Origin of the sequence: Selenomonas timonae (assembly GCF_014250475.1) — a bacterium.
Taxonomy (GTDB): Bacteria; Bacillota; Negativicutes; order Selenomonadales; family Selenomonadaceae; genus Centipeda; species Centipeda timonae.
The window spans coordinates 186,983-212,565 of record NZ_CP060204.1; the positions used below are offsets into that span (position 1 = coordinate 186,983).

General features: G+C 58.8%; 24 protein-coding genes, 2 tRNA genes and 1 other RNA gene. 4 read left to right on the plus strand and 23 right to left on the minus strand.

The genetic code is table 11. The features are described 5' to 3' along the window. Positions 1 to 9: 9 nt before the first annotated feature. From H1B31_RS00860 to ilvB, 3 genes are read right to left on the minus strand one after another with little or no spacing between them, the layout of a single operon-like run. Positions 10 to 579 carry a prepilin peptidase gene (locus tag H1B31_RS00860; protein ID WP_185981191.1) on the minus strand — a complete coding sequence of 190 codons (570 nt, stop codon included), beginning with the start codon at positions 577 to 579 and terminating at the stop codon, positions 10 to 12. 13 nt (positions 580 to 592) lie between these two features. Continuing rightward, positions 593 to 982 carry a competence type IV pilus major pilin ComGC gene (locus H1B31_RS00865; RefSeq protein ID WP_009439924.1) on the minus strand — a complete coding sequence of 130 codons (390 nt, stop codon included), beginning with the start codon at positions 980 to 982 and terminating at the stop codon, positions 593 to 595. A gap of 4 nt (positions 983 to 986) precedes the next feature. After that, a complete protein-coding gene (gene ilvB, locus H1B31_RS00870; protein ID WP_185980523.1) occupies positions 987 to 2,651 on the minus strand; it encodes a biosynthetic-type acetolactate synthase large subunit in 1,665 nt (554 codons plus the stop codon). Between the two features lie 444 nt (positions 2,652 to 3,095). Between ilvB and H1B31_RS00875 the strand changes: the two genes are divergently transcribed. Together H1B31_RS00875 and H1B31_RS00880 are read left to right on the plus strand one after the other, a co-directional pair. Then, on the plus strand, positions 3,096 to 5,252 hold the full coding sequence (locus H1B31_RS00875; RefSeq protein ID WP_185980524.1) for a PTS sugar transporter subunit IIABC: 2,157 nt from the start codon (positions 3,096 to 3,098) through the stop codon (positions 5,250 to 5,252). A gap of 138 nt (positions 5,253 to 5,390) precedes the next feature. Continuing rightward, on the plus strand, positions 5,391 to 6,503 hold the full coding sequence (locus tag H1B31_RS00880) for a 5-methyltetrahydropteroyltriglutamate--homocysteine S-methyltransferase (RefSeq protein ID WP_185980525.1): 1,113 nt from the start codon (positions 5,391 to 5,393) through the stop codon (positions 6,501 to 6,503). 79 nt (positions 6,504 to 6,582) lie between these two features. On the opposite strand, the gene H1B31_RS00885 is transcribed toward H1B31_RS00880, so the two are convergent. The 9 genes from H1B31_RS00885 to dhaL form a co-directional block, all read right to left on the minus strand. Then, entirely contained in the window at positions 6,583 to 6,834 is a 252-nt protein-coding gene (locus tag H1B31_RS00885) for a fumarate hydratase C-terminal domain-containing protein (protein WP_226372171.1), read from the minus strand. Continuing rightward, positions 6,717 to 7,319 carry a fumarate hydratase gene (locus H1B31_RS00890; protein ID WP_226372115.1) on the minus strand — a complete coding sequence of 201 codons (603 nt, stop codon included), beginning with the start codon at positions 7,317 to 7,319 and terminating at the stop codon, positions 6,717 to 6,719. The genes H1B31_RS00885 and H1B31_RS00890 overlap by 118 nt, the downstream gene beginning before the upstream one ends. Positions 7,320 to 7,427: 108 nt before the next feature. Then, positions 7,428 to 7,844, minus strand: a complete 417-nt coding sequence (locus tag H1B31_RS00895; RefSeq protein ID WP_185980526.1) for a rhodanese-like domain-containing protein — start codon at positions 7,842 to 7,844, stop codon at positions 7,428 to 7,430. 35 nt (positions 7,845 to 7,879) lie between these two features. Next, entirely contained in the window at positions 7,880 to 8,284 is a 405-nt protein-coding gene (locus tag H1B31_RS00900; protein WP_185980527.1) for a rhodanese-like domain-containing protein, read from the minus strand. A 34-nt stretch (positions 8,285 to 8,318) separates the two neighbouring features. Then, positions 8,319 to 9,077 carry a sulfite exporter TauE/SafE family protein gene (locus H1B31_RS00905; RefSeq protein WP_185980528.1) on the minus strand — a complete coding sequence of 253 codons (759 nt, stop codon included), beginning with the start codon at positions 9,075 to 9,077 and terminating at the stop codon, positions 8,319 to 8,321. A 79-nt stretch (positions 9,078 to 9,156) separates the two neighbouring features. Beyond that, positions 9,157 to 9,231: transfer RNA gene (locus H1B31_RS00910), tRNA-Glu, on the minus strand. A gap of 5 nt (positions 9,232 to 9,236) precedes the next feature. After that, positions 9,237 to 9,311, minus strand: a tRNA-Glu gene (locus H1B31_RS00915). Between the two features lie 72 nt (positions 9,312 to 9,383). Continuing rightward, positions 9,384 to 10,853, minus strand: a complete 1,470-nt coding sequence (gene gltX / locus H1B31_RS00920) for a glutamate--tRNA ligase (protein ID WP_185981192.1) — start codon at positions 10,851 to 10,853, stop codon at positions 9,384 to 9,386. A 28-nt stretch (positions 10,854 to 10,881) separates the two neighbouring features. Next, positions 10,882 to 11,505: a dihydroxyacetone kinase subunit DhaL gene (gene dhaL, locus H1B31_RS00925; protein WP_185980529.1), complete on the minus strand. Its 624-nt coding sequence runs from the start codon at positions 11,503 to 11,505 to the stop codon at positions 10,882 to 10,884. Positions 11,506 to 11,715: 210 nt separating this feature from the next. Here dhaL and ssrS point away from each other — a divergent pair. Further along, a non-coding RNA gene (ssrS, locus tag H1B31_RS00930) (6S RNA) lies at positions 11,716 to 11,891 on the plus strand. Between the two features lie 143 nt (positions 11,892 to 12,034). Further along, the gene (locus tag H1B31_RS00935) at positions 12,035 to 14,566 is read left to right on the plus strand and encodes a cell division FtsA domain-containing protein (protein ID WP_185980530.1); all 2,532 of its coding nucleotides are present in this window, start codon (positions 12,035 to 12,037) and stop codon (positions 14,564 to 14,566) included. A gap of 75 nt (positions 14,567 to 14,641) precedes the next feature. On the opposite strand, the gene H1B31_RS00940 is transcribed toward H1B31_RS00935, so the two are convergent. The 11 genes from H1B31_RS00940 to H1B31_RS00990 form a co-directional block, all read right to left on the minus strand. Continuing rightward, positions 14,642 to 15,508: a lysophospholipid acyltransferase family protein gene (locus tag H1B31_RS00940; protein WP_185980531.1), complete on the minus strand. Its 867-nt coding sequence runs from the start codon at positions 15,506 to 15,508 to the stop codon at positions 14,642 to 14,644. A 1-nt stretch (position 15,509) separates the two neighbouring features. Then, the gene (lpxD, locus tag H1B31_RS00945; protein ID WP_185980532.1) at positions 15,510 to 16,535 is read right to left on the minus strand and encodes a UDP-3-O-(3-hydroxymyristoyl)glucosamine N-acyltransferase; all 1,026 of its coding nucleotides are present in this window, start codon (positions 16,533 to 16,535) and stop codon (positions 15,510 to 15,512) included. Positions 16,536 to 16,547: 12 nt separating this feature from the next. After that, positions 16,548 to 16,982 carry an OmpH/Skp family outer membrane protein gene (locus tag H1B31_RS00950; RefSeq protein WP_037345688.1) on the minus strand — a complete coding sequence of 145 codons (435 nt, stop codon included), beginning with the start codon at positions 16,980 to 16,982 and terminating at the stop codon, positions 16,548 to 16,550. A gap of 38 nt (positions 16,983 to 17,020) precedes the next feature. Further along, positions 17,021 to 18,076: a hypothetical protein gene (locus H1B31_RS00955; RefSeq protein ID WP_185980533.1), complete on the minus strand. Its 1,056-nt coding sequence runs from the start codon at positions 18,074 to 18,076 to the stop codon at positions 17,021 to 17,023. A 112-nt stretch (positions 18,077 to 18,188) separates the two neighbouring features. Further along, a complete protein-coding gene (locus H1B31_RS00960) occupies positions 18,189 to 18,653 on the minus strand; it encodes an OmpH/Skp family outer membrane protein (RefSeq protein ID WP_185980534.1) in 465 nt (154 codons plus the stop codon). Positions 18,654 to 18,740: 87 nt separating this feature from the next. Next, positions 18,741 to 19,142, minus strand: coding sequence for a hypothetical protein (locus H1B31_RS00965; protein ID WP_185980535.1), 402 nt, complete (start codon positions 19,140 to 19,142; stop codon positions 18,741 to 18,743). Positions 19,143 to 19,230: 88 nt separating this feature from the next. Beyond that, positions 19,231 to 20,688, minus strand: a complete 1,458-nt coding sequence (locus H1B31_RS00970) for an ArnT family glycosyltransferase (RefSeq protein ID WP_185980536.1) — start codon at positions 20,686 to 20,688, stop codon at positions 19,231 to 19,233. Beyond that, positions 20,681 to 21,634 carry a glycosyltransferase family 2 protein gene (locus H1B31_RS00975; protein ID WP_185980537.1) on the minus strand — a complete coding sequence of 318 codons (954 nt, stop codon included), beginning with the start codon at positions 21,632 to 21,634 and terminating at the stop codon, positions 20,681 to 20,683. Before H1B31_RS00975 ends, H1B31_RS00970 begins: the two co-directional genes overlap by 8 nt. Before the next feature lie 11 nt (positions 21,635 to 21,645). Then, positions 21,646 to 22,953 carry an acylphosphatase gene (locus H1B31_RS00980; protein WP_185980538.1) on the minus strand — a complete coding sequence of 436 codons (1,308 nt, stop codon included), beginning with the start codon at positions 22,951 to 22,953 and terminating at the stop codon, positions 21,646 to 21,648. A 2-nt stretch (positions 22,954 to 22,955) separates the two neighbouring features. After that, positions 22,956 to 24,896 carry a BamA/OMP85 family outer membrane protein gene (locus tag H1B31_RS00985; protein ID WP_185980539.1) on the minus strand — a complete coding sequence of 647 codons (1,941 nt, stop codon included), beginning with the start codon at positions 24,894 to 24,896 and terminating at the stop codon, positions 22,956 to 22,958. Between the two features lie 72 nt (positions 24,897 to 24,968). Continuing rightward, positions 24,969 to 25,511 carry a preprotein translocase subunit SecG gene (locus H1B31_RS00990; protein WP_185981193.1) on the minus strand — a complete coding sequence of 181 codons (543 nt, stop codon included), beginning with the start codon at positions 25,509 to 25,511 and terminating at the stop codon, positions 24,969 to 24,971. Positions 25,512 to 25,583: the final 72 nt, after the last annotated feature.

Sequence of the window (25,583 nt, forward strand, 5' to 3'; positions counted from 1 at the left end):
CGACGCGCCTCACAAGACACCTCCCCAATAGAGCTGCCAGATCTGCGCGCCCGCGACAAAGGCGACATAGCCGCCAGCTGCGAGGAAGGGACCGAAGGGAATCCCATCACGGCGCTTTTTTCTCCCCGTCGCAAGGAGGAACACCGCCGCAATTCCGCCGAGCATAAAGGCGATCCAGACGGCAATCAGCGCCGATTCCCATCCCAGCCAAACGCCGAGCGTCGCAGCAAGTTTTACATCACCGCCGCCAAGGCCGTCGCGTGCGGCAATATATAGGCAATAAAATAAGACGCCGCAAAGCGTCCCACCGATGAGAGCCTCCCGCAGGGAAAGCAGCCCCGCCAGCACCGGAACAAAGCCGAAGACAGCAAAGGGCAATGTAATCACATCATAGAGCATACCATCTCTGAGGTCAAGATAGGAGAGCCAGAGGAGCACCGCAGAAAAAAGACTGCCGCAGAGGCTGCGCAGCGTGACACCGCCGAAGAACAGAATGCCAATCACGGAAAGCAGCCAAAGAACAGCAAGCGGCACGAGGGCAGTTCGTGCGGGAAAAAGCTCATGCAGCTCTTCCTGCATCCTCATGCCTCCCTTACTCCTTCGTACGATATTCCTCCGCTGTCCGTCCCGCACAAGTCGCACGCCAGACATTGTTCTTCTGCTCGATCTTGTACGTCGCCTTTTCCATGGACTCTTCCTTTCCGCCGACGAGCACATTGCCTGAGGGCGGCTTGAGATTCTTGAGATCGGTTACATACTCTGCCAGATCGTCAAGATTCGAGGGATTTTTCCCCTTTGCCGTCTGATACAGCACGATTGCCGTGTCGAGCGCCGTAAGATCCGCCTGCACCTTCACCGTGTTCGCCGTCGCAATCGCAGACGTGAAACGCGGCACGGCAATCGCGAGGATCACCGCCAAGATCATCACGGCAAGCAGTGTCGAAAGCAGGGAAAATCCGCGTTGCGTATGTGCGGACTGCATGCGTTTACTTAAAGTCGACAAACTCGTCAATGCGCGCACCGCCCTTCGCCATCGGTTCCACGAAACTGCGCCATACATCCATCACGATGACACGCGGGTGCGCAACGTCCTCAAGTGCATCCTTCAGCGCCGCCGCGAACTCCTCCTGCGTGGAGACGCGCACCGCCTTGATGCCGAAACTCTCCACGTATTTCACGTAGTCCATCTCGTGATCCAGCTCACAGGCAATATAGCGCTCGTCGTAGAGCACCTTCTGCAGCTGACGGATCATGCCAAGCCCACGGTTGTCGACAATGATCGAGAGCACGGGGAGACCGAGACGCGCGATCGTGTAGTACTCGTTGCCCGTCATCTTGATGCCGCCGTCACCCGCGATGTGGATGACACGCCGCTGATTTCCCCACGCGAGCTGTGCACCCATCGCGGCGGGCAGTCCGTAGCCCATTGTACCGAGACCGCCCGAGGTCAGCCACGTTCGCGGCTCCTCCACGCGCAGGTGGAGTGCCGCCCACATCTGGTGCTGCCCCACATCGGTCGCATAGGCATATGCCTTGCCACGCGTATTCTGCGCGACCTGATTCAGCGCCCACGGCACGGTCAGGCGACCGACATGGTAGTCGTAGTCGTATTCCTCCTGCCACGTGCGGATCTGCTCCCACCACGCACCGAGATCGCCCTTCGGCGTCTGCCGCATGAGCAGCTTTAGGATCGTCCGCATATCGCCCGCGAGACCGAGGCTGTTCTCGATGTTCTTGTCAATCTCAGCGGGGTCAATGTCGATGTGAATAAATTTGCGGTTCGCCGTATACTTACTGAGGTTGCCCGTCTGACGGTCAGCAAAGCGGCTGCCGATCGCAATAACGAGATCGGCGGCACCAATGGCATAGTTCGCCACCTTTTCCCCGTGCATCCCAGCGAAACCAAGCATCTGCGGATGCGTGCTTGAAACGGCACCCATGCCCATGAGCGTATGCACGACGGGCAGATGGTATTTTTCGATGAATGCGGTGACCTCTTCCGAGGTACCCGCCGAGATCACGCCGCCGCCCACAATCACGAGCGGACGCTCGGCAGCTATAATCTCCGCTGCCGCCTCCGCCGCGCAGATGATAAAGTCCGCGTCGGGCTTCCCCGGTGTACGCTCCTGCGGCTTCTCGGGTGTATAGGCTACCTCCTCGAAGAAGAGATTGCGCGGAACATCGAGGAGTACGGGGCCGGGACGCCCGCTGCGCGCAAGGTCGAATGCCTGACGGATCGTCGGCACGAGGTCGGCAGCATTCTTGATCTTATAGTTGTGTTTCGTTACGGGCATCGTCACATCGAGGATATCTGTCTCCTGAAAGGCATCGCGTCCGAGCATGGCGATGTCGACCTGCCCCGTGATCGCGACCACGGGAATCGAGTCCATGTACGCCGTCGCAAGACCCGTCACGAGATTCGTCGCGCCCGGCCCTGACGTGGCGATGCAGACACCGACACGTCCCGTCGCACGCGCATAGCCGTCCGCCGCATGCGCGGCATTCTGCTCATGCGTTACGAGAACCTGACGGATCGCATCCTGTGCATAGAGCGCATCATAAAGCGGCAGGATCATCCCGCCGGGGTATCCAAACAACGTGTCCACGCCCTGCTCGCGCAGACATGCCAAGACCGCCTCCGCACCTCTCATATGTGCGCACTCTCCTCTGATTTATACACAGTTGCACTCGTATTATACCATAGGCCAACGAATTAGAGCAAGCTGTGCATGCGTCCAATCTCGCGAATTTCTTCGACCGACATCTCCGACATGCATGACCTATCTCACCTATTGGTTTTCAGAATATACGATCGTTTCTATTATAGCATAGTTTTACGTACAGGAACAGATAAACAAATCACATATTTCCACGCCTCACAAAAATTTTTCCTCGTTTTCCCCGCGCAAACTTCCCCTTTACAGACCTTCCCCATCTACGGTATAATTACCATATATTATGTTATAGTTTCCGCGTTTCATCACACACAAGCAGCATCAAGGAGCTTCACAATCTTCCTGATGCCTTTTTGTTTGTATTGTCCAAAAGGGGAGGGCGTACAACGGATGGATGCGGAGGGGAAAGGGGTCACAGAGATGAAAGATGAAATTTTTAGTGTGCTCCAGCGGGTTGGGCGCAGCTTCATGCTGCCCGTCGCGATTCTGCCGATTGCAGGTATTCTGCTCGGCATTGGCGCATCGTTCACCAACCCCACGACGATCGAGACGTACGGTCTCGGCGGCGTGCTCGGCGCGGGCACGGCACTGCACTCGCTGCTCTCGATCATGGCGAGCGCGGGCAGCACGATCTTCGGCAATCTGCCGATCATCTTTGCGGTCGGCGTCGCCATCGGTATGGCAAAGGCGGAGAAGGAGGTCGCGGCGCTCTCGGCGATGATTGCCTTCTTCGTCATGCACACCGCCTGCAATGCGATGCTGAAAATCGGCGGGCAGATCCTGCCGGACGGCTCGATTGCGCCGCACGTGCTCGAGGGCACGATTGCTGCCTCCTGCGGCATCATGTCGTTCCAGATGGGTGTCTTCGGCGGCATCATCGTCGGCATTGGCGTCGCATGGCTGCACAACAAATATCACAAGATTGTTCTGCCGAATGCACTCTCCTTCTTCGGCGGCTCGCGCTTCGTTCCGATCATCTCGACGATCGTCTTCCTCTTCGTCGGCATTGCAATGTACTTCCTCTGGCCGCTCGCACAGCAGGGCATCTTCGCCCTCGGCAGCCTCGTCACGGGCACGGGCTACATCGGCACGCTCATCTTCGGCATCATCAAGCGTGCACTCATCCCCTTCGGTCTGCATCACGTCTTCTACCTGCCGTTCTGGCAGACGGGCGTCGGCGGCTCGATGATGATCGACGGTCAGCTCATCCAGGGCGGTCAGAACATCTTCTTCGCACAGCTCGCCTCGCCAAACGTCGCGCATTTCAGCGCAGACGCAACGCGCTACTTCTCCGGTGAGTTCATCTTCATGATCTTCGGTCTGCCGGGTGCGGCGCTCGCGATGTACCACTGTGCGCGTCCCGAAAAGAAGAAGATCGCAGGGGGACTTCTCCTCTCGGCAGCGCTCACCTGTATGCTCACGGGTATTACAGAGCCAATCGAGTTCTCCTTCCTCTTTGTCGCACCCGCGCTCTTTGCCGTGCAGGTTGTACTTGCAGGTGCGGCGTATATGATCGCACACATGTTGAACATCGCCGTCGGACTCACGTTCTCGGGCGGTCTCCTCGACTTCTTCATCTTCGGTATTCTGCAGGGTGAGGCAAAGACGAGCTGGATGTACGTCATCCCCGTCGGCATCATCTACTTCTTCCTCTACTATTTCATCTTCCGCTGGATGATTACGCACTTCGGCTTCAAGACGCCAGGTCGCGAGGACGACGATGAGGAGACGAAGCTCTATACAAAGGCGGACTACAAGGCACGCGAGGGTGCGGGCGGCGCATCGGGCGATGCAGGATTTGACGCAAAGAGTGCGGCGATTGCGCGCGGTCTCGGCAGCAAGCGCAACATCACGTCCGTCGACTGCTGCGCGACGCGTCTGCGCTGCTCCGTCGCGGACTCATCGCTCGTCAATGAAAAGCTGCTCAAGGCGACGGGCGCGGTCGGCGTCATCGTCAAGGGCACGGGCGTACAGGTCATCTATGGGCCACAGGTCGCCGTCATTAAGTCGAACCTCGAGACCTATCTCGCAACTGCCCCCGAAGTCGAGCCGGAGGACGATGTGCCCGCAGCAGCACCCGCAGAGGAAAAGCCGGCAGAGACGCCTGCAGCCGCTCCCGCCAATGCGGCAAAGCGCACGCTATACTCCCCCGTCACGGGCACGGTGCACCCGATCACGGAGGCACCGGATGAGGCGTTTGCGAGCAAGATGATGGGCGACGGCTTCTTCATCTACCCGAGCAAAGGCGAGGTGCTTGCACCCGACGACGGCGAGGTCGTCTTCGTCTTCGATACGAAGCACGCCATCGGCATGAAGAGTGCGGATGGTACGGAGTACCTGCTCCACATCGGTGTAGATACGGTCGCGCTCGGCGGGCAGGGCTTCACAGTCTTTGTCGAGTCGGGACAGCATGTGAAGAAGGGCGACAAGCTCATGGAGTTCGACATCGACTACATTCGTGAAAATGCAAAATCCGATGCCTGCCTTGTGATCTTCACAGGACTGCCCGAGGGCACGAGCATCGAGATGACCGCCGAGGGCGAAGTCACGGCGCTCGATCCAGTTGCCAAGTTCTGATATTTACGTTTCACCAAAAAGCAGCTTGTTTTCGGACAAGCTGCTTTTTCTGTGGTATTTGTGACTTGAGAAACATTTCCAAAGTGGGATTCTATGTTATAATAACGCAAGCACAATAATACAATAGGGGGAATTTCAATGAACAATACAAAGGCACCATTTCGCTATGACATCGTCGGAAGCTTCCTGCGCCCCGTTGCGCTCATGAAGATGCGTGAGGCATTTGCAAACGGGAATGCCACAGCAGAAGATCTGCGCCAAGCAGAGGACGCGGCGATTCGCGATCTCGTCGCAAAGGAAAAGGAAGTCGGGCTCTGTGCCGTCACGGACGGGGAGTTCCGCCGCCGCTACTGGCATCTCGACTTTCTCGCGGCACTCGGCGGCGTGGAGGAGATCGGTGCCGCGCATTGGTCGGTCGCGTTCAAGGGCGCACAGCCAAAGGCGGCAACGGTAAAAATTGTGGACAAGGTGGACTTCGGAGCGCATCCGTTCCTCGACCACTTCCAGTTTTTGAACGATCTCGCAGGGGATGCCATCGCAAAGATGACAATCCCCTCGCCAAGCATGCTGCACCTTATCTGCTGCGTGCGTGCGACGGACTACGCACCGATTCCGCGCTACGAGAAGGAGGATGCGCTCTTTGAGGACATCGCCCTTGCCTATCAGAAGGCAATCCGTGCTTTCTACGAGGCAGGCTGCCGCTATCTGCAGCTCGACGACACATCCTGGGGCGAGTTCTGCGATCCCGAAAAGCGTGCGGCATATGAGGCGCGCGGCTTCAACCTCGACCGCATCGAGCGTGCCTACGTGGCGATGATCAACCGTGCACTGGAAGCAAAGCCTGCGGACATGACGATCACCATGCACATCTGCCGCGGCAATTTCCGCTCGACATGGTTTTCCTCGGGCGGCTACGAGCCCGTCGCGGAGATTCTCTTCGGCGGCTGCCGTGTCGACGGCTTCTTCCTCGAGTATGACTCTGACCGCGCGGGTGGATTCGCACCGCTCGATCACATCAAGGATCAGCGTGTCGTGCTCGGACTTGTCACCTCGAAGTCGGGCGCACTCGAAAAGAGGGAGGATATCATCGCACGCATCCATGAGGCGGAAAAGCACGTCCCGCTCGATCAGCTCTGCCTCAGCCCGCAGTGCGGTTTCTCCTCAACCGAGGAGGGCAACATTCTGACAGAGGAGGAGCAGTGGAACAAGCTGCGCTTTATCAAAGAGGTCGCGGAATTGGTTTGGAAATAGAAAACTTCATCGTGTAAAGTGCAAAACGGCGACGCATCAGTCATCTCGACCGATGCGTCGCTGTTTTTTCTATGCGTATTTATTTGATAAACCCAACCTGCCTGCAAATCTCTGCGCAGGCTTTTTCCTTGCGTTCGTTGAAGATCACCTTGTTCTCCTCGAAGATGTTGCGCCCGTGACTGTCAATGGAGACGATGAGGGGGCCAAACTCCTTCACCTTGCACGTCCAGAGTGTCTCCGGCATGCCGAGGTCGAGCCAGTTCGCATCGACAATCTCCTCGACGCATTCGGCGGCGACAACGGCGCAGCCCGCAGGGAAGACGCAGTGCAGCCGCCGCCCGCCATGTACGTATGGATCTCGATGTCGTCACGCTCGGGCACGATCTCCCAGAAAATCGAGGGAATCTGCTTGCCGACGTTCTTGCCCGTGTTGAACTCGTCAAATGTCTCCACGACGTTGTGGCGCAGCGGTGCCTCTGCCGTCGCCTGCACGACCGCCGCGTGCAGGATCCCCTCCATCTCAGCCATGTATGGGAAGTTCGACCCGCATTTGAGAAGGAATTGCGCTGCACCCGTGTCCTGACAGCTCGGACGGTTCAGCTTCATCGCCAGTTCCTGATTCTTCTCCATCGTCTCATAGATGGACTTCGCGAGTGGTGCATCCTCCTGCGCTGCCAGCTCTGCAATCTTTGCCCGCACATCATCCGGCAGGCGCTTGCCCGTGTACGCCACGAATTTGGCAAGCACGTCGGTCATGCGCGCGCGAAAAAACGTTACCTTCCGCGCGCCGTCAATATCTTCCGTGAAGAGCTGCAAGCGTTCTGCGCAAAAGCCCCGCTCCCTCAGTGGGAAACGGGGCTTTTGCGCAGAGGCATCGGTGTGTGTACCTCGCTTTATTTTATCAAAAGGCCGCGATTCAACAAATCACTTCACAACCTCTCCGTGCCAGTCCTTGATGCCGCCCATCTCTACAATATTTGTATAGCCCATGTTCGCGAGCTTCTGCGCAGCCTGCATGCTGCGCGCACCGCTGCGGCAGTAGACGAAGATGCGCTGATTCTTATCGGGCAGCTCCTTCGGCGGCGTCGTATTGATGGACTCATTCGGCACATTGATTGCGTTCGGGATATGCCCGCCCGCGTATTCGCCCGCCGTCCGCACGTCGAGAATGATATAGTTCTTCTCCTCCGCCATCATCTTCGCCGCCTCGTCGGAGGTTATACGCTGAAATGCCGCCATGCCATGATCCTTTCCGTCAGTTGCCTCGGAGGGCTGGGCGCCCCCACATCCACAGATACCGAGTGCCAGAACACCAAGGAGCAACGCTACAAATAATTTCATATTAAAACTTCCTTACAACAAAACAACCAATAAATTCACTTCTCGATTTCCCCGTGCCAATCCTGAATGCCGCCGATCTCGACGATGTTCTTGTAGCCCATATGCGCGAGACGGTTCGCGATATTCATGCTGCGAATCCCCTTGACGCAGTACACGAAGATCATCTGATTACGATCGGGCAGCTCCTTCGGCGGATCTTCGCCGAACTGCTCCATCGGGATGTTGATCGCATGCGGGATATGCCCTGCCGCATACTCCTCGGGCGAGCGCACGTCGAGGATCAGATAATCCTGCTCCCGCTGCATGAGCACCTGCGCCTCATCGGCGGTGATGCGGCGATACTTCGCCTGCTCCTTCCGATCCTCTGCCGCATCTCCGTCACAGCCGAGGATGGAGAGTGCCGTCGCAAGGAGCACGAGGACTGCCAAGATCTTTCTCATAGATTTCCCCCCAAAACACCGCAGAAGCGGTGATCTATCGAAAGAGTATCATAATCGAACCGCCGATCGTCGGCAGAGCAACGATCCAGAAGCGCAGTACGGGCAGCGGTGCGAGATGGGTCAGCTTCGCCCCCACGAACGAGCCAACCGAAAGTGCGACGAGCGTCTGGATAAACAGCCACGGCTCGAGCTGTCCGTAAAGAACATAGCCGATGCCGCCGCTGATCGAGATCGGCACGATGATCATCATCGTCGTTCCAATTGCCTGCAGGAGCGGCACGCCGAAGACGACCATGAGTGCAATCTGAATGTACGCTGCCGAGCCGATGCCAAACGCGCCTGAGAGCACGCCGCAGACAAAGCCGACAGGCAGACCGTAAAGATAGAGACGCCGCCCCGTCAGGAGTTCCTCACGCACGGAAATCTGCCGCCCGAGCCACTCTGCCTGATAGATGCGCAGGTAGAGGAGAAATGCACTTGAGAGGAGCATAAGCCCCGTAAAGAGACTCAGATTCGGTGCCTCGATATGGTTCGAGAGCACCGCCCCAATCAGCGCACCGACGAGACCTCCCGTGCCAAGCACTGCACCCGTCAGCGGCACGACCTCGCGCTCGCGGTAGTGACTGATCGCGCCCGAGAGCGTTGTAAACGCCATTGAGCCGAGCGCAACCGCAAGCGCCTGATGAATGGGAATGCCAAAGCCAACGACGAGCAGCGTGATGATGACACCGCTGCCGCCTGCTCCGACAAAACCAATGATCCCCCCCATGAGGAGCATGGACAGAAAGAGCATAGCATTCTCCACCGGGGGCACAGCAAGCTGCGCCCCTATAATATAAAAGGAGCTGCACAGCAGCTCCCATTCATTGCGATGGTGACGCCTATGGGATTCGAACCCATGAACCCGCCGTGAGAGGGCGGTGTCTTAACCACTTGACGAAGGCGCCGATTTTGGTGACGCCTATGGGATTCGAACCCATGAACCCGCCGTGAGAGGGCGGTGTCTTAACCACTTGACGAAGGCGCCACATATGTCAACAGGAGGTACTATATCATAGAATTTACCAAAACGCAAGCGATTTTTTCGCCGCGCTCCGTTTTATGAGGAAAGCTGTGCCAGAGCCGCCTCAAGACGCGCGAGTCCCGCCTCCCTGCCGAGGATGGCAAGGATCTCGGTCGCACCGCCCGGCGTCACCGCCTGACCCGCAGCCGCAATGCGCAGAACCCACATGACCGTGCCCTTCTTCCAGCCCTCACGCTCTATGCACTCCTCGAGCAGTGCATAGAGGAGATCATTCTCCCAGCGCTCTGCGGGCAGCGCCGCAAGGATCGTAATGAGTTCGGGCAGTAGTTCTTTTGCCGCCTCCGGCGTCACCTTGTTGCGCTTATTCTCGTAGAGATGCACGTCAAAAGGCGGCGTCTCGATCAGGAATGCAATCGCGGGGCGCACGTCGCCAAGCTTTGTGACGCGCGTGCGCAGCAGGGCGGCAATCGCCCCCCACTGCTCCTCGAGATGCGCGGGCAACTCACCTGCAAATGGACGCGCGGCTGCGGCAAACTCCTCATCCGTCATCGCCTTGAAGTACTCGCCGCTCATCCAGCCGAGCTTGTCATAGTCAAAGACGGCGGGCGACTTCGACAGCCCCTCGAGCGAAAATGCTTCGATCAGCTCGTCCATCGAGAAGACTTCCTGATTCGTTGTCTTCGGACTCCACCCGAGGAGTGCGACATAGTTCACAATCGCCTCGGCGGGGTAGCCCATCTGCACGAGATCGTCAAAGCTCGTCGCGCCGTGCCGCTTCGAGAGCTTGCTCGTCTTACCCGTCGCATCGTCGCGCCCCATGACGGGCGCGAGATGGACGAAGACGGGAGCTTCCCAGCCGAACGCCTCATAGAGGAGCACGTGTTTCGGCGTCGAGGTGATGAACTCCGTCCCGCGGATGATGTGCGATACCTCCATGAGGTGATCGTCGATCACATTTGCAAAATTATAGGTTGGCATGCCGTCGCGCTTCAGGAGTACCTGATCCTCGAGCTCCGTGTTCGGAATTGTGACATTGCCGTGCAGAACGTCGTAGAACGTCGTCTCCCCGACGAGCGGCATTTTCTGACGAATGACGTATTCCTCGCCGCGCGCTAGATGTTCCTCCACCTCAGCGGGGCTGAGGTCGCGGCAGGTGCGTGGATATCCGCCGAAGGACTTCTCGCCGTCTGTGGGCTCCGCTTCCTCCGTATGATGACAGAAGCAACGGTAGGCATGGCCGCTCTCCACGAGCTGTTCCGCATATTTCTTATAGATCTCCATACGCTCGCTCTGCACATAGGGACCGTAATCGCCGCCGATATCGTCGGGTCCTTCGTCGGGCACAATACCTGCCGCATCCAGCGTGCGGCGAATGAAGTCCACCGCATCTGCCACATAGCGATTGCGGTCGGTGTCCTCTATGCGCAGGATGAACGTCCCGTCATTTGCCCGCGCAAACAGATACGCATAGAGCGCCGTGCGCAGATTGCCAATGTGCATATAGCCCGTCGGACTCGGTGCGAAACGCGTGCGAACCTCTGTCATCAATCTAGTTCCTCCAAAACTTCAAAAATCAGCCGCGCAGATAGCTGCACAGAGCGCGGAACATGATGAGCGAGCTCATCGCACCGGGGTCTTCGATGCCGATGCTGCGCGGACCTATGAGCGCAGCTCTCCCCCTGCGCGCCGCGATTGTCTTCGTGTACTCCGCACCTGCACGCCCCTCGTTGAGCGCCTCCTCAAGGCACTCCCGCAGACTCTTCCCGTCCGCATTCTCCGCGCGAAACGCATCGCGGATCGGAATGAGCGTATCGAGCATTGTCTTGTCGCCGCGCTCGGCGCGCCCGCGCCGCTGAATCGCCTCAATTCCCGCAGTGAAGAGCTTCTCGAAGCTGTGCACATCGAGTCGCGTCTTATCGTTCACTGCCTCACTCGCACGCACGAATCCGATGCCGTAGAGCGGCCCTGCCGCACCGCCGACATTCTCGATGAACGCGCGTCCGATGTGATGAAGCACATCCTTCACCGGCGCATCTGCAGGCAGCTCCGCCAGGCGTTCCCTCGCCGCCGTGAAGCCGCGCGCCATGTTCAGACCGTGATCCCCATCTCCGGTCTTGGCATCCACCGCCGTCAAATAATCCTTCTGCGCCATAATTGCGGTGATGACCACATTGACTGCGTCGCGAACATTTGCCATCTCATCGCACCATCTTTCCCGAAATTAGAGTTTTCCATATTCTCATATGTATTATTATAGCACGGTATTTTCCATAGGAAAAGAGGCTTCCGACATTTCGGTGAAGCTTTCCGAAAAGACAGATTTCAAATTGTTGCAACAAATTGTTATTCCTGTATTTGTCAAGTCTTGCGACGTACTTTTTTTTATGCTATCATAATGGACAAGAAGGTGAGCCTTAGGTGTGCGTATGCCTTAGCAATGTCTAACCTACAGATCTTTTAGGGAATCCGAATTGATTCCGGTGAATGCGACGCTCCTCCGGAGAACGCGGTAGTCGGACTTAGGGTACCCACCTGCTTTACGCAGGTATAGACATATAAGTCATACGGCATTTCAGACCCCTCTCTTGTGGTCAGAGTGGAACTGCCCTTGCGGCGGCTCTGTTCTGACCTTTTTGTATGCCTTCATGCGTGCATATTGGCAGGATTTTTTTAAAAAGAAACGAATACATAGAGATAGTATACGTTAGTTTGCGAGGGAGATCGAAATGCCGGATCTGGATAAAACGAACGAAGAGATGACTGCAGACACATCCGCAAAGAAACGCGGGCGTCCGAAAAAGCGCGTGCAGGAGGAAACGGAGGATACCGCTGCCAAAAAGCGCGGCCGCCCAAAAAAGGATGAGACCGCAGCGATGCATCCTGCACCACGCCGCGAGCGCCCCACAGAGCTTGTCTTTGCGCTCGACATTGGCACGCGCAGCGTCATTGGAATCGTCGCCGAGCAACGCGACGGCCTGCTCCACATCCTCGCTACCGAGCGCATGGAGCACAAGACGCGCGCCATGCTCGACGGACAGATTCACGACGTACCGCAGGTCGCCGCCATCATCCGCGAGGTCAAGCGCCGCCTCACCGAGCGCACGGGGGCACTCAGCAGCGCCGCCGTCGCCGCCGCAGGACGCGCGCTCTACACGATGACCGCCGAGGCAGAGCAGGACATTACGGGCACGATCACGCCCGCACAGCAGCGCGACCTCGACTTTGCGGGTGTACAGGCGGCACAGAAGAAGCTCGCCCATTCGCACACAGTTGACGACCCGACACGCTACTACTGCGTTGGCTACAGCACGATCCGCTACACGCTCGACGGCAATGAGCTCAAGACACTCGTCGGTCAGCGCGGCAGACACGCACAGGCGACTGTCATTGCGACATTCCTCCCGCGGCAGGTTGTCGACTCCATGCAGTCGGCACTGCGCGAGACCCATCTCGAGATGCGCGCGCTCACGCTCGAGCCGATCGCAGGCATCAACGTCCTCATCCCGCCCACGATGCGCCATCTGAACCTCGTCCTCGTGGACATTGGCGCGGGTACCTCCGACGTCGCCATCACTCGTGGCGGCTCCGTCATTGCCTACGGCATGGTGCCGATGGCGGGCGACGAGATCACGGAGGCGATTTCACGCGAGTACCTCCTCGACTTCAACATTGCTGAGGACATCAAGCGCAAGGCAGCGGACGGGCAGGATGTCTCATTCACGGACATCCTCGGCATGAAGCTCTCGCTGACTGCAGAACAGGTTGTCGCTGCAATCAAGCCGGGCGTGGAGAACCTTGCAAACGCAATTGCAAAGCAAATTCTCGAGCTCAACGGCGAGCCGCCGCAGGCGGTCATGCTCGTCGGCGGCGGTGCGCTCACCCCCATGATGCCTGAGCTTGTTGCAGCGGCGCTCGGTATACCCGAGGCGCGCGTTGCCGTGCGCCAGCCCGACGAGGTGGACGGGGTTGCAGAGCTGCCCGAAGAACTCCACGCCCCCGATGCGGTTACGCCGCTCGGCATTTTGAAGATCGCATCCATCAACACCCTGCATTTTCTCGCCGTCTGGATCAACGACATCGAATACAGTCTCTTCAACTTCCGCGAGCTCAACGTCTCCGATGCTCTGCTCGCAGCGGGCATCAGTCTGCGCAAATACAACGGGCGTCCCGGCATGGGGCTGATGATTACCGTGAACGGGGAGCGCCGCAGCTTCCCCGGCACGATGGGTACGCTCGCGCAGATCACAATCGACGGCAAAAGTGCGAGTCTCGACTCGTCCATCCACGACGACTGCCGCATCAAGCTCGTCGCGGGAGAGAACGGAACGCAGCCTGAGGTACGTCTCAGCGAAATCATCGGTACGATCGACAGCTATACTGTCGTCCTCAACGGAGAGGAGACGGCGGTCACTGCAAGCATCCTTGTCAACGAGAGCGTTCCCGAAGGCGACCCAATCCTGCGCGACGGCGATGTGATTGTCTCACGGCGTGAGCGCACGCTCGGCGAGGTACTGCGCGCAGCGAACCTCCCGCCCACGGGGCGGCGCATCTCCTATACGCTCAACGGCGAGGCGCGCCGTTTCTCCACGCAGCCACATATCACACTGAACGATGTCCCCGCACCGCTCTCCACCATGCTGCACGAGGGCGATATCATCGAGTACGAGGAGACCGCGATTCCGACCGTCGAATCCGTGCTCGACCTCTCCGCCACCTCCTATGCGACGATCACATACGAGGGGCGGGAGCACAATGTGCCCGCGTCCGGCTTTGCCCTCACGATCAATGGGCATGAGGCATCTCCCGGCACCATTGTCGAGGACGGCGCTGTCATCACCTATCAGAAGGGTACGGGCAGCGCAAACGTCAGCGAGGCGCTCCTCGCCGTCGGCTTCACACCGCCGCCAGCAACGAGCCGCGTCACCTTCACCCTCCTCGTCAACGGGGCAAAGGCAGACTTCACGAGTCCAATCCGTACGGGTGACACTCTCGAGGTAGCATTCACGCCGCTCGAGTCGCTGAACGCCTCATCGGAGACAAAGGACACGAATACGCCCGCAGCAAGCGCCATCCTGGGCAGCATCGCGGCACGCGCAGGCATCGTGCAGGATAGTGCGCGCATGGCGGACGTGCAGGATAGTGCGCGCATGGCGGACGTGCAGCAGGACACACCATCTCCTGCACAACCGACAGAAACGACAGAATCGACACAGAACAGCGGTACCATCACCATCGATTCCCTGATGCGGTACGATTGAACCGACATACAAAAAGAGCAGCGAACGCAGGACTTCCTGCACTCTCTGCTCTTTTTCAGTTGTTCAAATGGATCGTTACTTCCGCAGGGATTTCCAGCGGTCGTGCAGCCAGAACCACTCCTCGGGATATGTCCGGATCCATTCTTCGATACGTGTATTGACAATCTGTGTCACGCGCAGGACATCCGCCGCGCGGTCATCCGTCTTCTCGACCAGAATGGGAGGATCGACGGTGAGGATATGATGCCCGTTCGGCTCACGATGGATAAAGACGGGAAAGATCGGTACCCCACAGCGGCGGGCAATCGCCGCCGCACCCGTGAACGCATTCGTCGGCTGCCCGAAGAAGTCGACAATGACACCGTCGCGCAGGCTCGGATCCTGATCGCTGATGAGCCCGATGATCCACCCCGAATCGATCATGCGGAACATCTCACGCACGCCCGTTTGATAGGTGATGTGCATGCCGACGAGCGCACGGTACTCGTTGATGAAGCGATCCATGCCCTGAGCGCTCTGCTTTTTTGCCACCCCAACGATAGGAAGTCCCGCACAGGCGAACGCGCCGCCCATCAGCTCCCAGTTGCCGCTGTGCGAGGTGGCAAAGATCGCCCCCTTGCCTGCCGCAGCTGCTGCACGCACCTCATCGACCGCGCCCGTCATCGTAACGTATTCGCTCATACGGGGCTTTATGACAGGAAAGCGCAGCACCTCCATCAGCATCGGGCCGAACCGCAGCGTACTCGCGCGCGCAATGCGCTCCGCCTCCGCCTTGGGAAGATGAAGACAGCGCGTGACCTGCTCGCGTGCAAGCCGCTTGCGCTTTGCAGGGACAAAGATCCATGCGAGCCGTGCCACCCCCTCCCCGAGTGCCATCGCAGCGCCGTGCGGCAACAGGCAGATGAGGCGGCTGAGAATCTTCATCACATAGTAGGAGAACATCTCAGCTCTTCCCGCGCAGACCCTCGAGCTCCTTTTCGAGGGTCTTTATTTTTTTTACCATCTCGGGCAAACGCCGGATCGCCGCCTGTACACGCAGCCACTCCGCGTGCGGCTGCACAGGGAATCCCGCGCAGAAGACCCCCTCGGGCATGTCGCCGATGATGCCCGAGCGCGCGGCGTAGACCGAATTCGCACCGATATTGATGTGACCGACCGTGCCGACCTGCCCGCCGAATGTGACGTTGTGCCCGACCTTCGTCGAGCCGGAGATACCCGTCTGCGCAACGATGAGACAGTTCGCGCCGATGCTGCAGTTATGTCCGATATGCACGAGGTTGTCGATCTTCGTCCCCTTGCCGATGACGGTTGCACCGAGGGTCGCGCGGTCGATGCCGACGTGCGCGCCGATTTCCACATCGTCGTCAATGACGACGCCGCCGACCTGTGGTACCTTTGTATGCACGCCCGCCTCGGTCGTAAAGCCGAAGCCGTCCGCACCGATGACGGCGCCGCTGTGAATCGTGCAGCGCGCCCCGATGCGGCAGTGCTCGCGCACAGTCGCGCTCGGATAGATAACCGTATGATCGCCGATCACAGAGTACTGCCCGACATAGGCATGGGGATAGACGGTCACACCCGCGCCGAGGACGGCGTGGTCGTCGATGTAGGCAAAGGGCAGGATCGTGACGCCCTCCCCAATCTGAACGTCCGCACCAATATACGCCTCGTCACTGACACCGACAGCGTGCTCAATGGGCGGAGTAAAGATTGTCAACAGCTTTGCAAACGCCGCCTTTGGCTCTGCAACAAAAATGACGGGACACGAAAAGCCCTCCGTGCCCGTCGGCAGGAGGAGTGCGCCCGCCTGTGCCGCGGTGCGTGCCGCATCGATATGCGGCGGAACGGCAAAGGCGAGATCGTCCGCCCCCGCCTCATCCAGCGCGGCGAGACTGCGAATCACGCGATTGCCGTCACCGCTGACCGTGCCGCCGATGAGCGCTGCAATCTCATTGACTGTCTTTTCCATGCTCATGCTCCTTTATTGGAGTTTTCCAATCACTTCGTCGGTGATATCCACACCGCCCGTGAAGACGGTCGGTGTTTTCTCAGAGCCTGCATCCAGTACAATGTCCAGATCCTTCGCTTTGGCAATATCCTGCACCGCTACGTTCAGCTTCTGCTCGTACTGGGTCATATACATCTGATTGAGCCCCGCCATCTTGCGCTGCGTCTCCATCTGGAGCTGCTGCGCCTCCTCGGTGGTCATAGCCGGGTTCGCCTCGAACTTCGCCTGCGCCTCCTGCTGCGCCTCCATGAGCTTCTCATTCGCCTCGGTGACGACCGCCTTGATCTGGGGCGCCTCCGTCTGCACGCGCTCGCGATCCATAGTGCCGATATGAACCTGACCGCAGCCGGCAGCAAACATACTCGCGGTAAGAAGGACGGCGGCAGCCGCCTTGCTTGTATACTTCATCTGTAAATTAGTCCTTTCCATCGTTAAAAAGGGGCATTTCATTGTGCCGCAGCGGGCTCAATGCGCTCCATCTCACGCACCATCTCTGCCGTCAGATCCACTGTCGCAGTGCCGATGATCGGCGCATAGCTACGCAGGGAAAAAGCCTCGGTATCCGGCAGGAGCGTCATCGCATCTGCCTCGGGAGAAGCGAGCACGAGGGAAAGATGATGCTGCAGGGCGAGCTTCGCCGCACGGCTACGCACGTCGCGCATGACCTCCGCCTCGAGGGCATCCACCTCCGCACGCACGGCGGCAAGGCGCATGGCACGCGCAGAGACAGCAGACTTGCCCTCCTGTGCCGCGAGCGCGCGCTCCATCTCCTGTGCGCTGCGCTCCTCCACCTCTGCCTTCATGCGCTCCGCTTCTGCCTTCTGCGCATCCACGGTCTCCTGTGCACGCTTCGTCCACGCCGCCTGCTGCGGCTCGATGCGTGCGGCGACGCGCGCGCGAATCTCTGCCTCCCACTGACGGTGAAGCGCCATCTGCCGCGCGCCGCGTTCCTCTTTCAGCAGCTCACGCTGACGATCCCACACGGCGCGTTCACGTGCAAGCTCCTCCTCCGAGACCTGTGGTCCGTGCATGGCACGCTGGTTGTCGATCTTGAGGTTGATATTCAGGATGGCGTTCAGATACTCGTCGTCAATCGCCTTCTTGCGTGCCTCGTAGTCCGCCTCCGTCTGCTTGCGATAGACCTCGGTCAGACGCTTCTGCTCGCGCTCGAGCTCCACGCGTGTCGAGATGACGACCTGTGCGTTCTTCTGCCAGACGGAGTCCTCAAACGGCGCCGGGTCGGTCTCTGGCGGCTTGATCTCAGGCGTCTTCGGCAGGTCGCGCAGGAGCATTGTGAGCGTTCGCTCCTCGGCGCGCAGTGCCGTGAGGCGTTCATAGGAGGGGTGTGCAGCAAGTACCTCTGCAATCCGCACGGTACCGATCTCGCGCTCCTCCATAGGCACTTCACGCTCCGGCATAAGGAGAAAGACTGCGAGGAGGACGAGGAGGCACGCGCCGCCCGCTAGAATTTCCCTGCGTTTCGACTGCCACAGCTTTCCCACAGCGCACCTCCGTCCACATTTACCAGTTTATAGAACCACTGATAAATTCAGTGATTCCTAAAAAATATACCGAGCAGAGCTCTGCCCGGTACCTATGTACATTCCCTGCGAATTACTTGCTCAGCTGCTTGACGACATCCTGCGTGATGTCCTGCCCGCCGTATACGACTGCGCCCTTTTCGATGACGACGGAGAGCCCCTTCTTCTCAGCGACAGCCTTAACTGCGTCCTGGATGCTCTTCTCAATGGGCTCCATCAGCTCCTCATTCTTCTGCTGGAGACGCTGCATCGTCTGCTGGTAGTAGTCCGACTTCTCCTGGTCGTTCATATTCGCCGACTTCGCCTCAAAATCCGCCTGTGCCTCCTGCGACGCCTTCTGCATCTCAGCGTTTGCCGCTGCAAGCTGCGGGTGCTGGCTGCCGACCTGACGATAGTCCACCACGCCGACGGAGGACGTTGCCGCCGAGGCGATGCCCGAGCCGCTCTGCGTAAGTGCGAGTGCTACCACCGAGCCGACGAAGACGACGGCGATAAGAATGCTGATAATCTTAACCTGCTTCTGCTGCAATTTGATCATGAATAAATCTCCTTTTCTGTCAGACCTGTCGGTTAACCAATCAACCGAACGCTCCCATTATAGCAAAGAGCGCCATGCAGTTCAATATTATTTTGTCGCACGATATGCAACCATCGGCATCTCCGAAAACTCCATATCCGTGATTTTTGGGCAGCTCAGCGGATGGTTCAGCCAGTTCTCATGCGTAAAGGTCACATCCACGGTCTTTGGCCCATCCTGAAAGCGATAGGTGGAACTGTAGACACCGTCTACAATGCTCTGCTGGACGAGAGTCGCCTTGCCGTACATCCCCTCCATATCGCTGAGCGTCAGATCCGGCGGGAGGCTGTCGAAATTCTCCTTCGTGATGACATTCTGTGCATCGAATTCCGCTTGCAGAGCCCCGGGTCCCGGTGCACGCTCCGCCGTCTTTGCGCCGCAGCCCGCGATGAGCATGGACGAGGCGGCAAATGCTGCTGCCACAAGACAAAGTTTGCTGACGTTCATCATAACACTCCCTCTTTCCGATAAAACTCTCCAAAACACCTTTTTATCATACACTATTCCAGACGTTCATTCAAGAAGAAAAAAGAACTCCTCACGGCTGCACCGCCCGTCGATAGAGACGCAGTTTCGTCCGCCCCTCGTGCGGCAGTGCGCCGAGCTCTTCCCAGCCCTGCGCCGCAAGATTCTCCTCAAACGCATCGAACGCATGACGCTCCACGACGAGATACACCGTCCGATCGCGGGGCAGCTCATCCAGCGGCAGGAAAGGCATGACATTCTTGCTGTTCCAGCTCATCTCCTTCGGCGCACGCGCCGCAATCTCCTCTCGCGAGGCAAGCTCATACATCGTATGCCCCGTATAGTACGGCACCGTAGCCGTATAGTCGCCGTAGCAGACGAGAAGATCATCCGCCCGCATCGTCTGCGCGAGGATTGCCGCCGCCTCCTTCCCACTGAAATGTCCGTCGCCCTCAGAGTAGTTCGTCACCACGAAGACCACGGCGAGATAGAGCCCCATGCCGAGGATCGCTCCGGCTTTCAGCACGCGCGTATTCTTTGCGAGGAGGCGTGCCGTCAGAATCGCCGTTGGCAGGAATGCGGGGAAACTGTACGTCGGGTACTTCGTCGCCATGAACTGAAAGAACACGGGCACGACAATCGCCCAGACAAGGAGAAACAGCGTGCGCGTGTCAATTACAGGACGCACGCACCACGCACGATAGAGCGCGAGCGGCAGGGCGAAGCTCCACGGAAACATCCCGATAAAGTAGATGCCGAGATAGAAGTACCAGACGTCCCACTTTGCATGCTCGGACACCGTTGCACGCAGGACATTGTGAATGCCGAGGAAGGTGTTCACGAAATCCGCCCCGTGTGCGAAATACATATAGACGTACCACGGCGCGCAGACCGCCGCAAAGACGAGCAAACCGCTGGGGATGCACATACGTCCGAGTGCGGAGAGATCGCGCCGCAGTAAAAGGAATACGAGGATCACAAGCCCAGGCAGAAGGATGCCGATCGGTCCCTTCGTCAGTACGGCGAGCCCCGCACAGATATACGCGATATAGAAATATTTTCGCTCCTGCTCATAGTAGCCGACAAAAAACGCCGCAAGTGTCCCGCCAAAGAAAACAAAGAGGCTCATATCCGTGAGGATCAGCTTTGCGAGCACCGAATAGAGAACGCCCGTCCCGAGGATGATCGCCGACCAGAACGCCGTCCGCTCATCGTAGAGCCGCCGCGCAAAGGCATAGGTCAAGACGAGCCCCGCCGCAGCGAAGAGCGCGGGGAAGAAGCGTGCGGCAAAGTCCGTCACGCCGAAGACGGAGAACGCTGCAATCAGCTCCCAATAGAAGAAGATCGGCTTATCGTACCAATAGTTCCCGTAGATCTGCGGGGAGAGGTAATCTCCCGCTGCCAACATCTCCTTCGCCGTCTGTGCGTAGTTCACCTCGACAGGTGCCGTCACGGCGAGTGCCCCGTTGCCCCAGAAATAAAGTACAACAAGGCACAGGATCGCAACGCCGCTCGTCAACCGCTCATTCATTGCCTTCCTCCCTTTGCTCCCCCATACGCCGATTATCAGACGAAATCAGATAGAGCGGACGATTCTTTACCTCTTGCAGAATGCGCGCAATATACTCGCCGCAGACACCGAGCATCATCATCTGCATGCCGCCGAAGAAGAGACTGCATACAACGATCGTCGACCAGCCCGCCACTGTCTCGCCACGAAGTGTCTCATAGAGCACATGGAGAAAGAGCAGAACTGCGAGCAGTGCCGAGCATATGCCCACGTAGAAGGCAGCGCGCAGCGGCTGCACCGAGTAGGCAAGAATGCCATCGAGTGCGAACGAGATCATCTTGTGCAGGGAGAACTTTGACTGCCCCGCAAAGCGCTCCGGCGCGACAAACTCCACGCTCGTCTTGCGGAATCCCATCGCACCCACGATTCCGCGAATGAAGCGCGCGTGCTCGTGATAGCGGCGCAGTGCAAGCACCGCCTTGCGATCCATCAGGCGGAAATCCGACCCCCCCTCCTGAATCTCCACATCGGTCATCGCGTTGAGCAAGCGGTAGTAGTATTTCGACGTAAGACGCTTAAATATGGATGCGCCCTCCGTCGTCAGACGCACCGTCTGAACAATCTCATAGCCCGCCTCCCACTTCGCAAGGAGGACGGGCAGGAGCTCCGGCGGGTGCTGCATATCGCCGTCCATCGTGATCACCGCGTCCCCGTCTGCATGATCCGTGCCGCAGGTCAGCGCGACCTGATGCCCCGCATTGCGCGCGAGGAAGATCGACTGCACATGCGGGTCGCGCTCCCCCATTTCGCGCAGAATCTCGCGGCTGCGGTCACGGGAACCGTCGTCGATAAAGAGGATCTCGTACGCATAGGGCAGCGTTTCCATCACCTTTTCCACGCTCTGCACAAAGTGCGCAATATTGTCCTCCTCGTTGTAGACCGGAACCACAATCGAAACACGCTTCACCACTTCACCCCCTAGAAATTTCCAATCAGACGTAGCCACCTGTCATGACCGTCTGCAAGCGCTGCAACGCTGAGGAAATCATGCATCTTGTACCGCAGCTCCCACTCCCATGCGCCCGTATCCGTCCACTGCTCGTAACGCACGAGCCAGCGCGGATGGAGCGCATAGCTCCCCGCGACAGAGAGGCGGTCATCGCGCAGATCGTAGCGCAGATCACCCGTGAAATGCGGGAATAGTTCACGCGCATAGCCGACGCGCCAGTCAAAGCGCACATCCTCGGGCGCGGCATCGGTCTCCGCATAGAGTTCATCGCGCGCACTCAGCATCTGTCCTGCATGCAGGCGCACGTGCAGGTCGCGCCGATCCCAGCCGCGATTCTCCGAGGTGCGCCCGATATCGAGCCAGCCCGTCAGACGAAGACGATAGCGCATCGTATCCGTGCGGCTCATGACCGCCATGCGCTCCCCCGGCGTGATCGTCACCTGTGAGGTGAGATGGAGTCGGCGTAGTCCTCCCGCGCCATCCAGACTATCTGCCAGCTGCTGTTCAAACACGGAACAGTGACGCGCAACAAAGGCGACAGGCACGCCGACAAGGCGATTCGCCGCCGTCTCCATCGCCCTGCGCTGCGTGAGCAGCGTCACGTTCGGTATCGTATCCGAACGCATCGAGAGATCCACGATCCGCACAACGGGCAGACGTGGATAGACGGTGAGACGCACCTGTGCCGTCTGATCGACATCGATATCGTAGTCCGCGCGGAACTCCGGCAGATGTTCGTCCATATAGGCGTTCAAGCTGCGTTTCAGCGCCCCCGTCGCCCAGTCCGTCGCCGCAAGCGGCAGCCCCACAAGAGCATCCGAAAAGACCGTGCTGACACCCGCAAGGTCTGCGCGCACAATCTCCTCAACGGCGGCTGGCATGCCCTCCACCGCCATCTGTACATGAACACCCTGGATCGTATCCGCCCACGGTGCAAGGTGGATTATGACCTCCGTCCGTTGCGCAGGACGCACATCGACCCCAGTTACCGTGTAGCCGACGAGCAGACGGTCAAAGACCGTGCCGATGATCTCCGCCTCCTCCAACGCAGAGACCGTCGTAATCACGCGCCCCTCCATACGCTCTGCCGCGATTGCCGCAACTGTGCGCTCCATGCGCGCTCGCACAATGGAGGGAATCTCCCGCTCACCTACAACAATAGCCGCAGTCTCCTCCACGCGGGAGGACTCTGCGGCATATGTGTGGGCAAAACACCCGAAAGCTGCAAAAATGAGGAGGGCGATCGCCCAGATGCGCCCAGGCACAAGAGCCTGCATTATCAGAACGTGCCGCCGACGCGGAAGTGAACGCGGCCGCCCTGCGAACCACGACCGTAGTCAAGGCGCAGCGGACCGATCGGCGTGTTGAGCCCGAGCCCGATGCCGATGCTCCCGTACATATTCTCCGGCGTAAAGCCATCGCTCCATGCGCCACCGTAGTCCGCAAAGAGTGCGCCCGTCACCTTCGACACGATCGGGAAGCGGTATTCAATCGAGGCGAGCGCCATGCGTGTCCCGCGGAACTGATCCTCGCGGTAGCCGCGGATCGTATCCTGACCGCCCATGCGGAACTGGCTGTACTCCGAGATCGAGCCGCGGCTGATGCCGTACTGCCCGCGCAGAACAAAGACCTGCGAACGCCCCGCCTTGAGGTAGTGGGTATCCCCTGCAATGTACTTCTGGTAGTTGAAGTCACCACCAAAACCTGCGAACTCTGCCGAGAGAGAGGCACGCGCCCCCATCGTCGGCTCGTAGACATTATCGCGCGTATCCGTCACGTGCTCGAACGTTACGCTGCGCGTTGTGCCGAAATTGCTGTTAATCCAAGCCGTATTGTTGCTGCGGTTGCCCGCGTTGCCCGTCTCCGTATGCTTCACATACTTGTCCTGACGGTTGCGGAGCGTGACGAAATTCGTCGAATACTCGCTCATGGGACGGCTGATCGTCACCTCACCGCCCGAGTACTTGCGCATGAACGACTCCTTGTGGTTGCCGTCCTCATCGTAGTCATCGTACTCATATGTGCGGTTGTAGATGCGCAGCGTACCTGCCGTCTCCTTCTTGTCGAGCCATGGACGGCGGTACATGAACGTATAGCCGCGCGCATCCGTATCATCGCCGCTGATCTCATAGGTGATGCTGATCGTATCGCCCATCCCGCGGAAATTCGTGTCACTGACGCTCAGCGTCCCAACCATGCCGTCAGCGCTTGAGTAGCCTGCACCGATGCCGAACGAACCCGTGCGCTTCTCCTTGACATCAATCTCCATGACGACCGCATTCGGCTCAACGCCGGGGTTCATCTTGACATTGACATCCTCGAAGAAGCCAAGGTTGTAGACACGCTGCATGCTGCGGCGCGCCTGATTTGCATTGAACGGCTCACCGACCTTCTGACGCATCTCATGCAGGATGACGTATTCCTTCGTCTTTTTGTTGCCCTTGACCTTATAGCCCTCGAGTGTGCCCTCGCTGATCTTGATCGTGAGCGTGCCGTCCTGCGCGATGTTGAGATCCGTGATCTTTGCAAGAATGTAACCATCCGCACGGTACTTCTCCTGGATCGCCTGCACATTCTCCTGCAGCGTGCGCGAATTCAGCAGCTCACCGTTCTTGACCGTGATGAGCTCCATCAGAGACTCCGTGGATTCGACCGTGTTGCCCTCAATCTTCACTTCCTTGAGCTCTGGATTCTCGAGCACATTGTAAGTCAGGACAACGCCCTCGGGTACCTGCTCAAAGGTCGGATAGAGATCGTAGAAATAGCCCGTTGCGTAGATCGCATCGCGATCCTTCACCAGCCCCTCCTCGGTCACAGCGTCACCCACGTGCATCGTGAGTGCAGCGCGCGCCGCCCCTTCTGTCGCCTCCGTCGCACCGTTGAACTTGATCTCCATAATCGTCTTGCCCACCTGCGCTGCAAGGTAGTTCGTGATCTCATCCTCAGCGGGACGCTTTGCCGCCCACGCGGCAGCACGCTCATCCGAGGACGTGGGCGCAGATGTGGTCGTCAGCGCGGGTGCATTCGCAACCGGAGCGTCCGCAGTGTTGCTTACGGCAGATGGCGCAGCATCGCTCAGCACGGGTGCCTCTGTCACCACAGCGGCACTCTCCTGCGCAGTCCCCTCCTCTGCGGCAAAGCCATGTGGCAACGCCGCGGCGGACACGCCGACGCCAAGCGCGACGGCGAGTGTGAGTCTCTGATATCTCTTGCTGTTCAAAGGCGAAACCTCCTAGATATGTGCGCCTTGGCGCACTATTTCAATCCGACCGCAATGCGGGGAAATGATCGACTACTCTCGTAAAATTTTTCCGCCGACCTGCATGAGTCGCTGCATATCGGCATCGGGCATCTGCGGACGCTGCGCGGGCGCTGCGCTCTGCACAGATGCCTGTGCAGTCACGGTCGCAGTGGCGGGCTGTGTCTGCGGCTGCACGCGCTCCGCATCCGCCGCAGGCATCTCCTTCGACAGTGCCTCTGCGGGCGCTGTCTTCGTTAGCGGCGCTGCATCCTCCACGGCATCCACCGCAGCTACGGGCACATCCCGCTCCGTGCGGTGCACGGGCGGCGGCATCGCCATCTCCTCTGCAGGCGGTGTGCCCCACACGAAGTATGCGAGCCCAACTGCCGCAGCAGCCGTCGGCAGCAACCAAAGGGCAAGGCGTCTCAGACGCGCACGGCGATCCGCTGCAATACGCGCAAGCTCTGCGCGTGCAAGCATGAGTTTCAGGTCGCCCGCAAGATCGTCTTCGCCCGCGAGCGCATGCTCTGCGCCCGTAAGCCAGTCCCGTGCCGCACGGATAGATTTCGCGCGCTCTCTGCGGTCTGCGGCCATCACCGTACCTCCTTTCGGAATTATACTACACTCTATAGGATGGATTCAAGATGTTAAAATTAAAACGTAGTA

What these genes read in the sequence shown, in the direction of transcription:
- gltX (WP_185981192.1), bottom strand. Translation starts at nt 10,853, where the DNA reads ATGACAGAGGTTCGCACGCGTTTCGCACCGAGTCCGACGGGCTATATG.
- H1B31_RS00875 (WP_185980524.1), top strand. Translation starts at nt 3,096, where the DNA reads ATGAAAGATGAAATTTTTAGTGTGCTCCAGCGGGTTGGGCGCAGCTTC.
- H1B31_RS00900 (WP_185980527.1), bottom strand. Translation starts at nt 8,284, where the DNA reads ATGAGAAAGATCTTGGCAGTCCTCGTGCTCCTTGCGACGGCACTCTCC.
- dhaL (WP_185980529.1), bottom strand. Translation starts at nt 11,505, where the DNA reads ATGGCAAATGTTCGCGACGCAGTCAATGTGGTCATCACCGCAATTATG.
- H1B31_RS00965 (WP_185980535.1), bottom strand. Translation starts at nt 19,142, where the DNA reads ATGATGAACGTCAGCAAACTTTGTCTTGTGGCAGCAGCATTTGCCGCC.
- H1B31_RS00980 (WP_185980538.1), bottom strand. Translation starts at nt 22,953, where the DNA reads ATGCAGGCTCTTGTGCCTGGGCGCATCTGGGCGATCGCCCTCCTCATT.
- H1B31_RS00950 (WP_037345688.1), bottom strand. Translation starts at nt 16,982, where the DNA reads ATGAAGTATACAAGCAAGGCGGCTGCCGCCGTCCTTCTTACCGCGAGT.
- lpxD (WP_185980532.1), bottom strand. Translation starts at nt 16,535, where the DNA reads ATGGAAAAGACAGTCAATGAGATTGCAGCGCTCATCGGCGGCACGGTC.
- H1B31_RS00905 (WP_185980528.1), bottom strand. Translation starts at nt 9,077, where the DNA reads ATGCTCTTTCTGTCCATGCTCCTCATGGGGGGGATCATTGGTTTTGTC.
- H1B31_RS00990 (WP_185981193.1), bottom strand. Translation starts at nt 25,511, where the DNA reads ATGGCCGCAGACCGCAGAGAGCGCGCGAAATCTATCCGTGCGGCACGG.
- H1B31_RS00860 (WP_185981191.1), bottom strand. Translation starts at nt 579, where the DNA reads ATGCAGGAAGAGCTGCATGAGCTTTTTCCCGCACGAACTGCCCTCGTG.
- H1B31_RS00960 (WP_185980534.1), bottom strand. Translation starts at nt 18,653, where the DNA reads ATGATCAAATTGCAGCAGAAGCAGGTTAAGATTATCAGCATTCTTATC.
- H1B31_RS00940 (WP_185980531.1), bottom strand. Translation starts at nt 15,508, where the DNA reads ATGTTCTCCTACTATGTGATGAAGATTCTCAGCCGCCTCATCTGCCTG.
- H1B31_RS00935 (WP_185980530.1), top strand. Translation starts at nt 12,035, where the DNA reads ATGCCGGATCTGGATAAAACGAACGAAGAGATGACTGCAGACACATCC.
- H1B31_RS00895 (WP_185980526.1), bottom strand. Translation starts at nt 7,844, where the DNA reads ATGAAATTATTTGTAGCGTTGCTCCTTGGTGTTCTGGCACTCGGTATC.
- H1B31_RS00865 (WP_009439924.1), bottom strand. Translation starts at nt 982, where the DNA reads ATGCAGTCCGCACATACGCAACGCGGATTTTCCCTGCTTTCGACACTG.
- H1B31_RS00880 (WP_185980525.1), top strand. Translation starts at nt 5,391, where the DNA reads ATGAACAATACAAAGGCACCATTTCGCTATGACATCGTCGGAAGCTTC.
- ilvB (WP_185980523.1), bottom strand. Translation starts at nt 2,651, where the DNA reads ATGAGAGGTGCGGAGGCGGTCTTGGCATGTCTGCGCGAGCAGGGCGTG.
- H1B31_RS00970 (WP_185980536.1), bottom strand. Translation starts at nt 20,688, where the DNA reads ATGAATGAGCGGTTGACGAGCGGCGTTGCGATCCTGTGCCTTGTTGTA.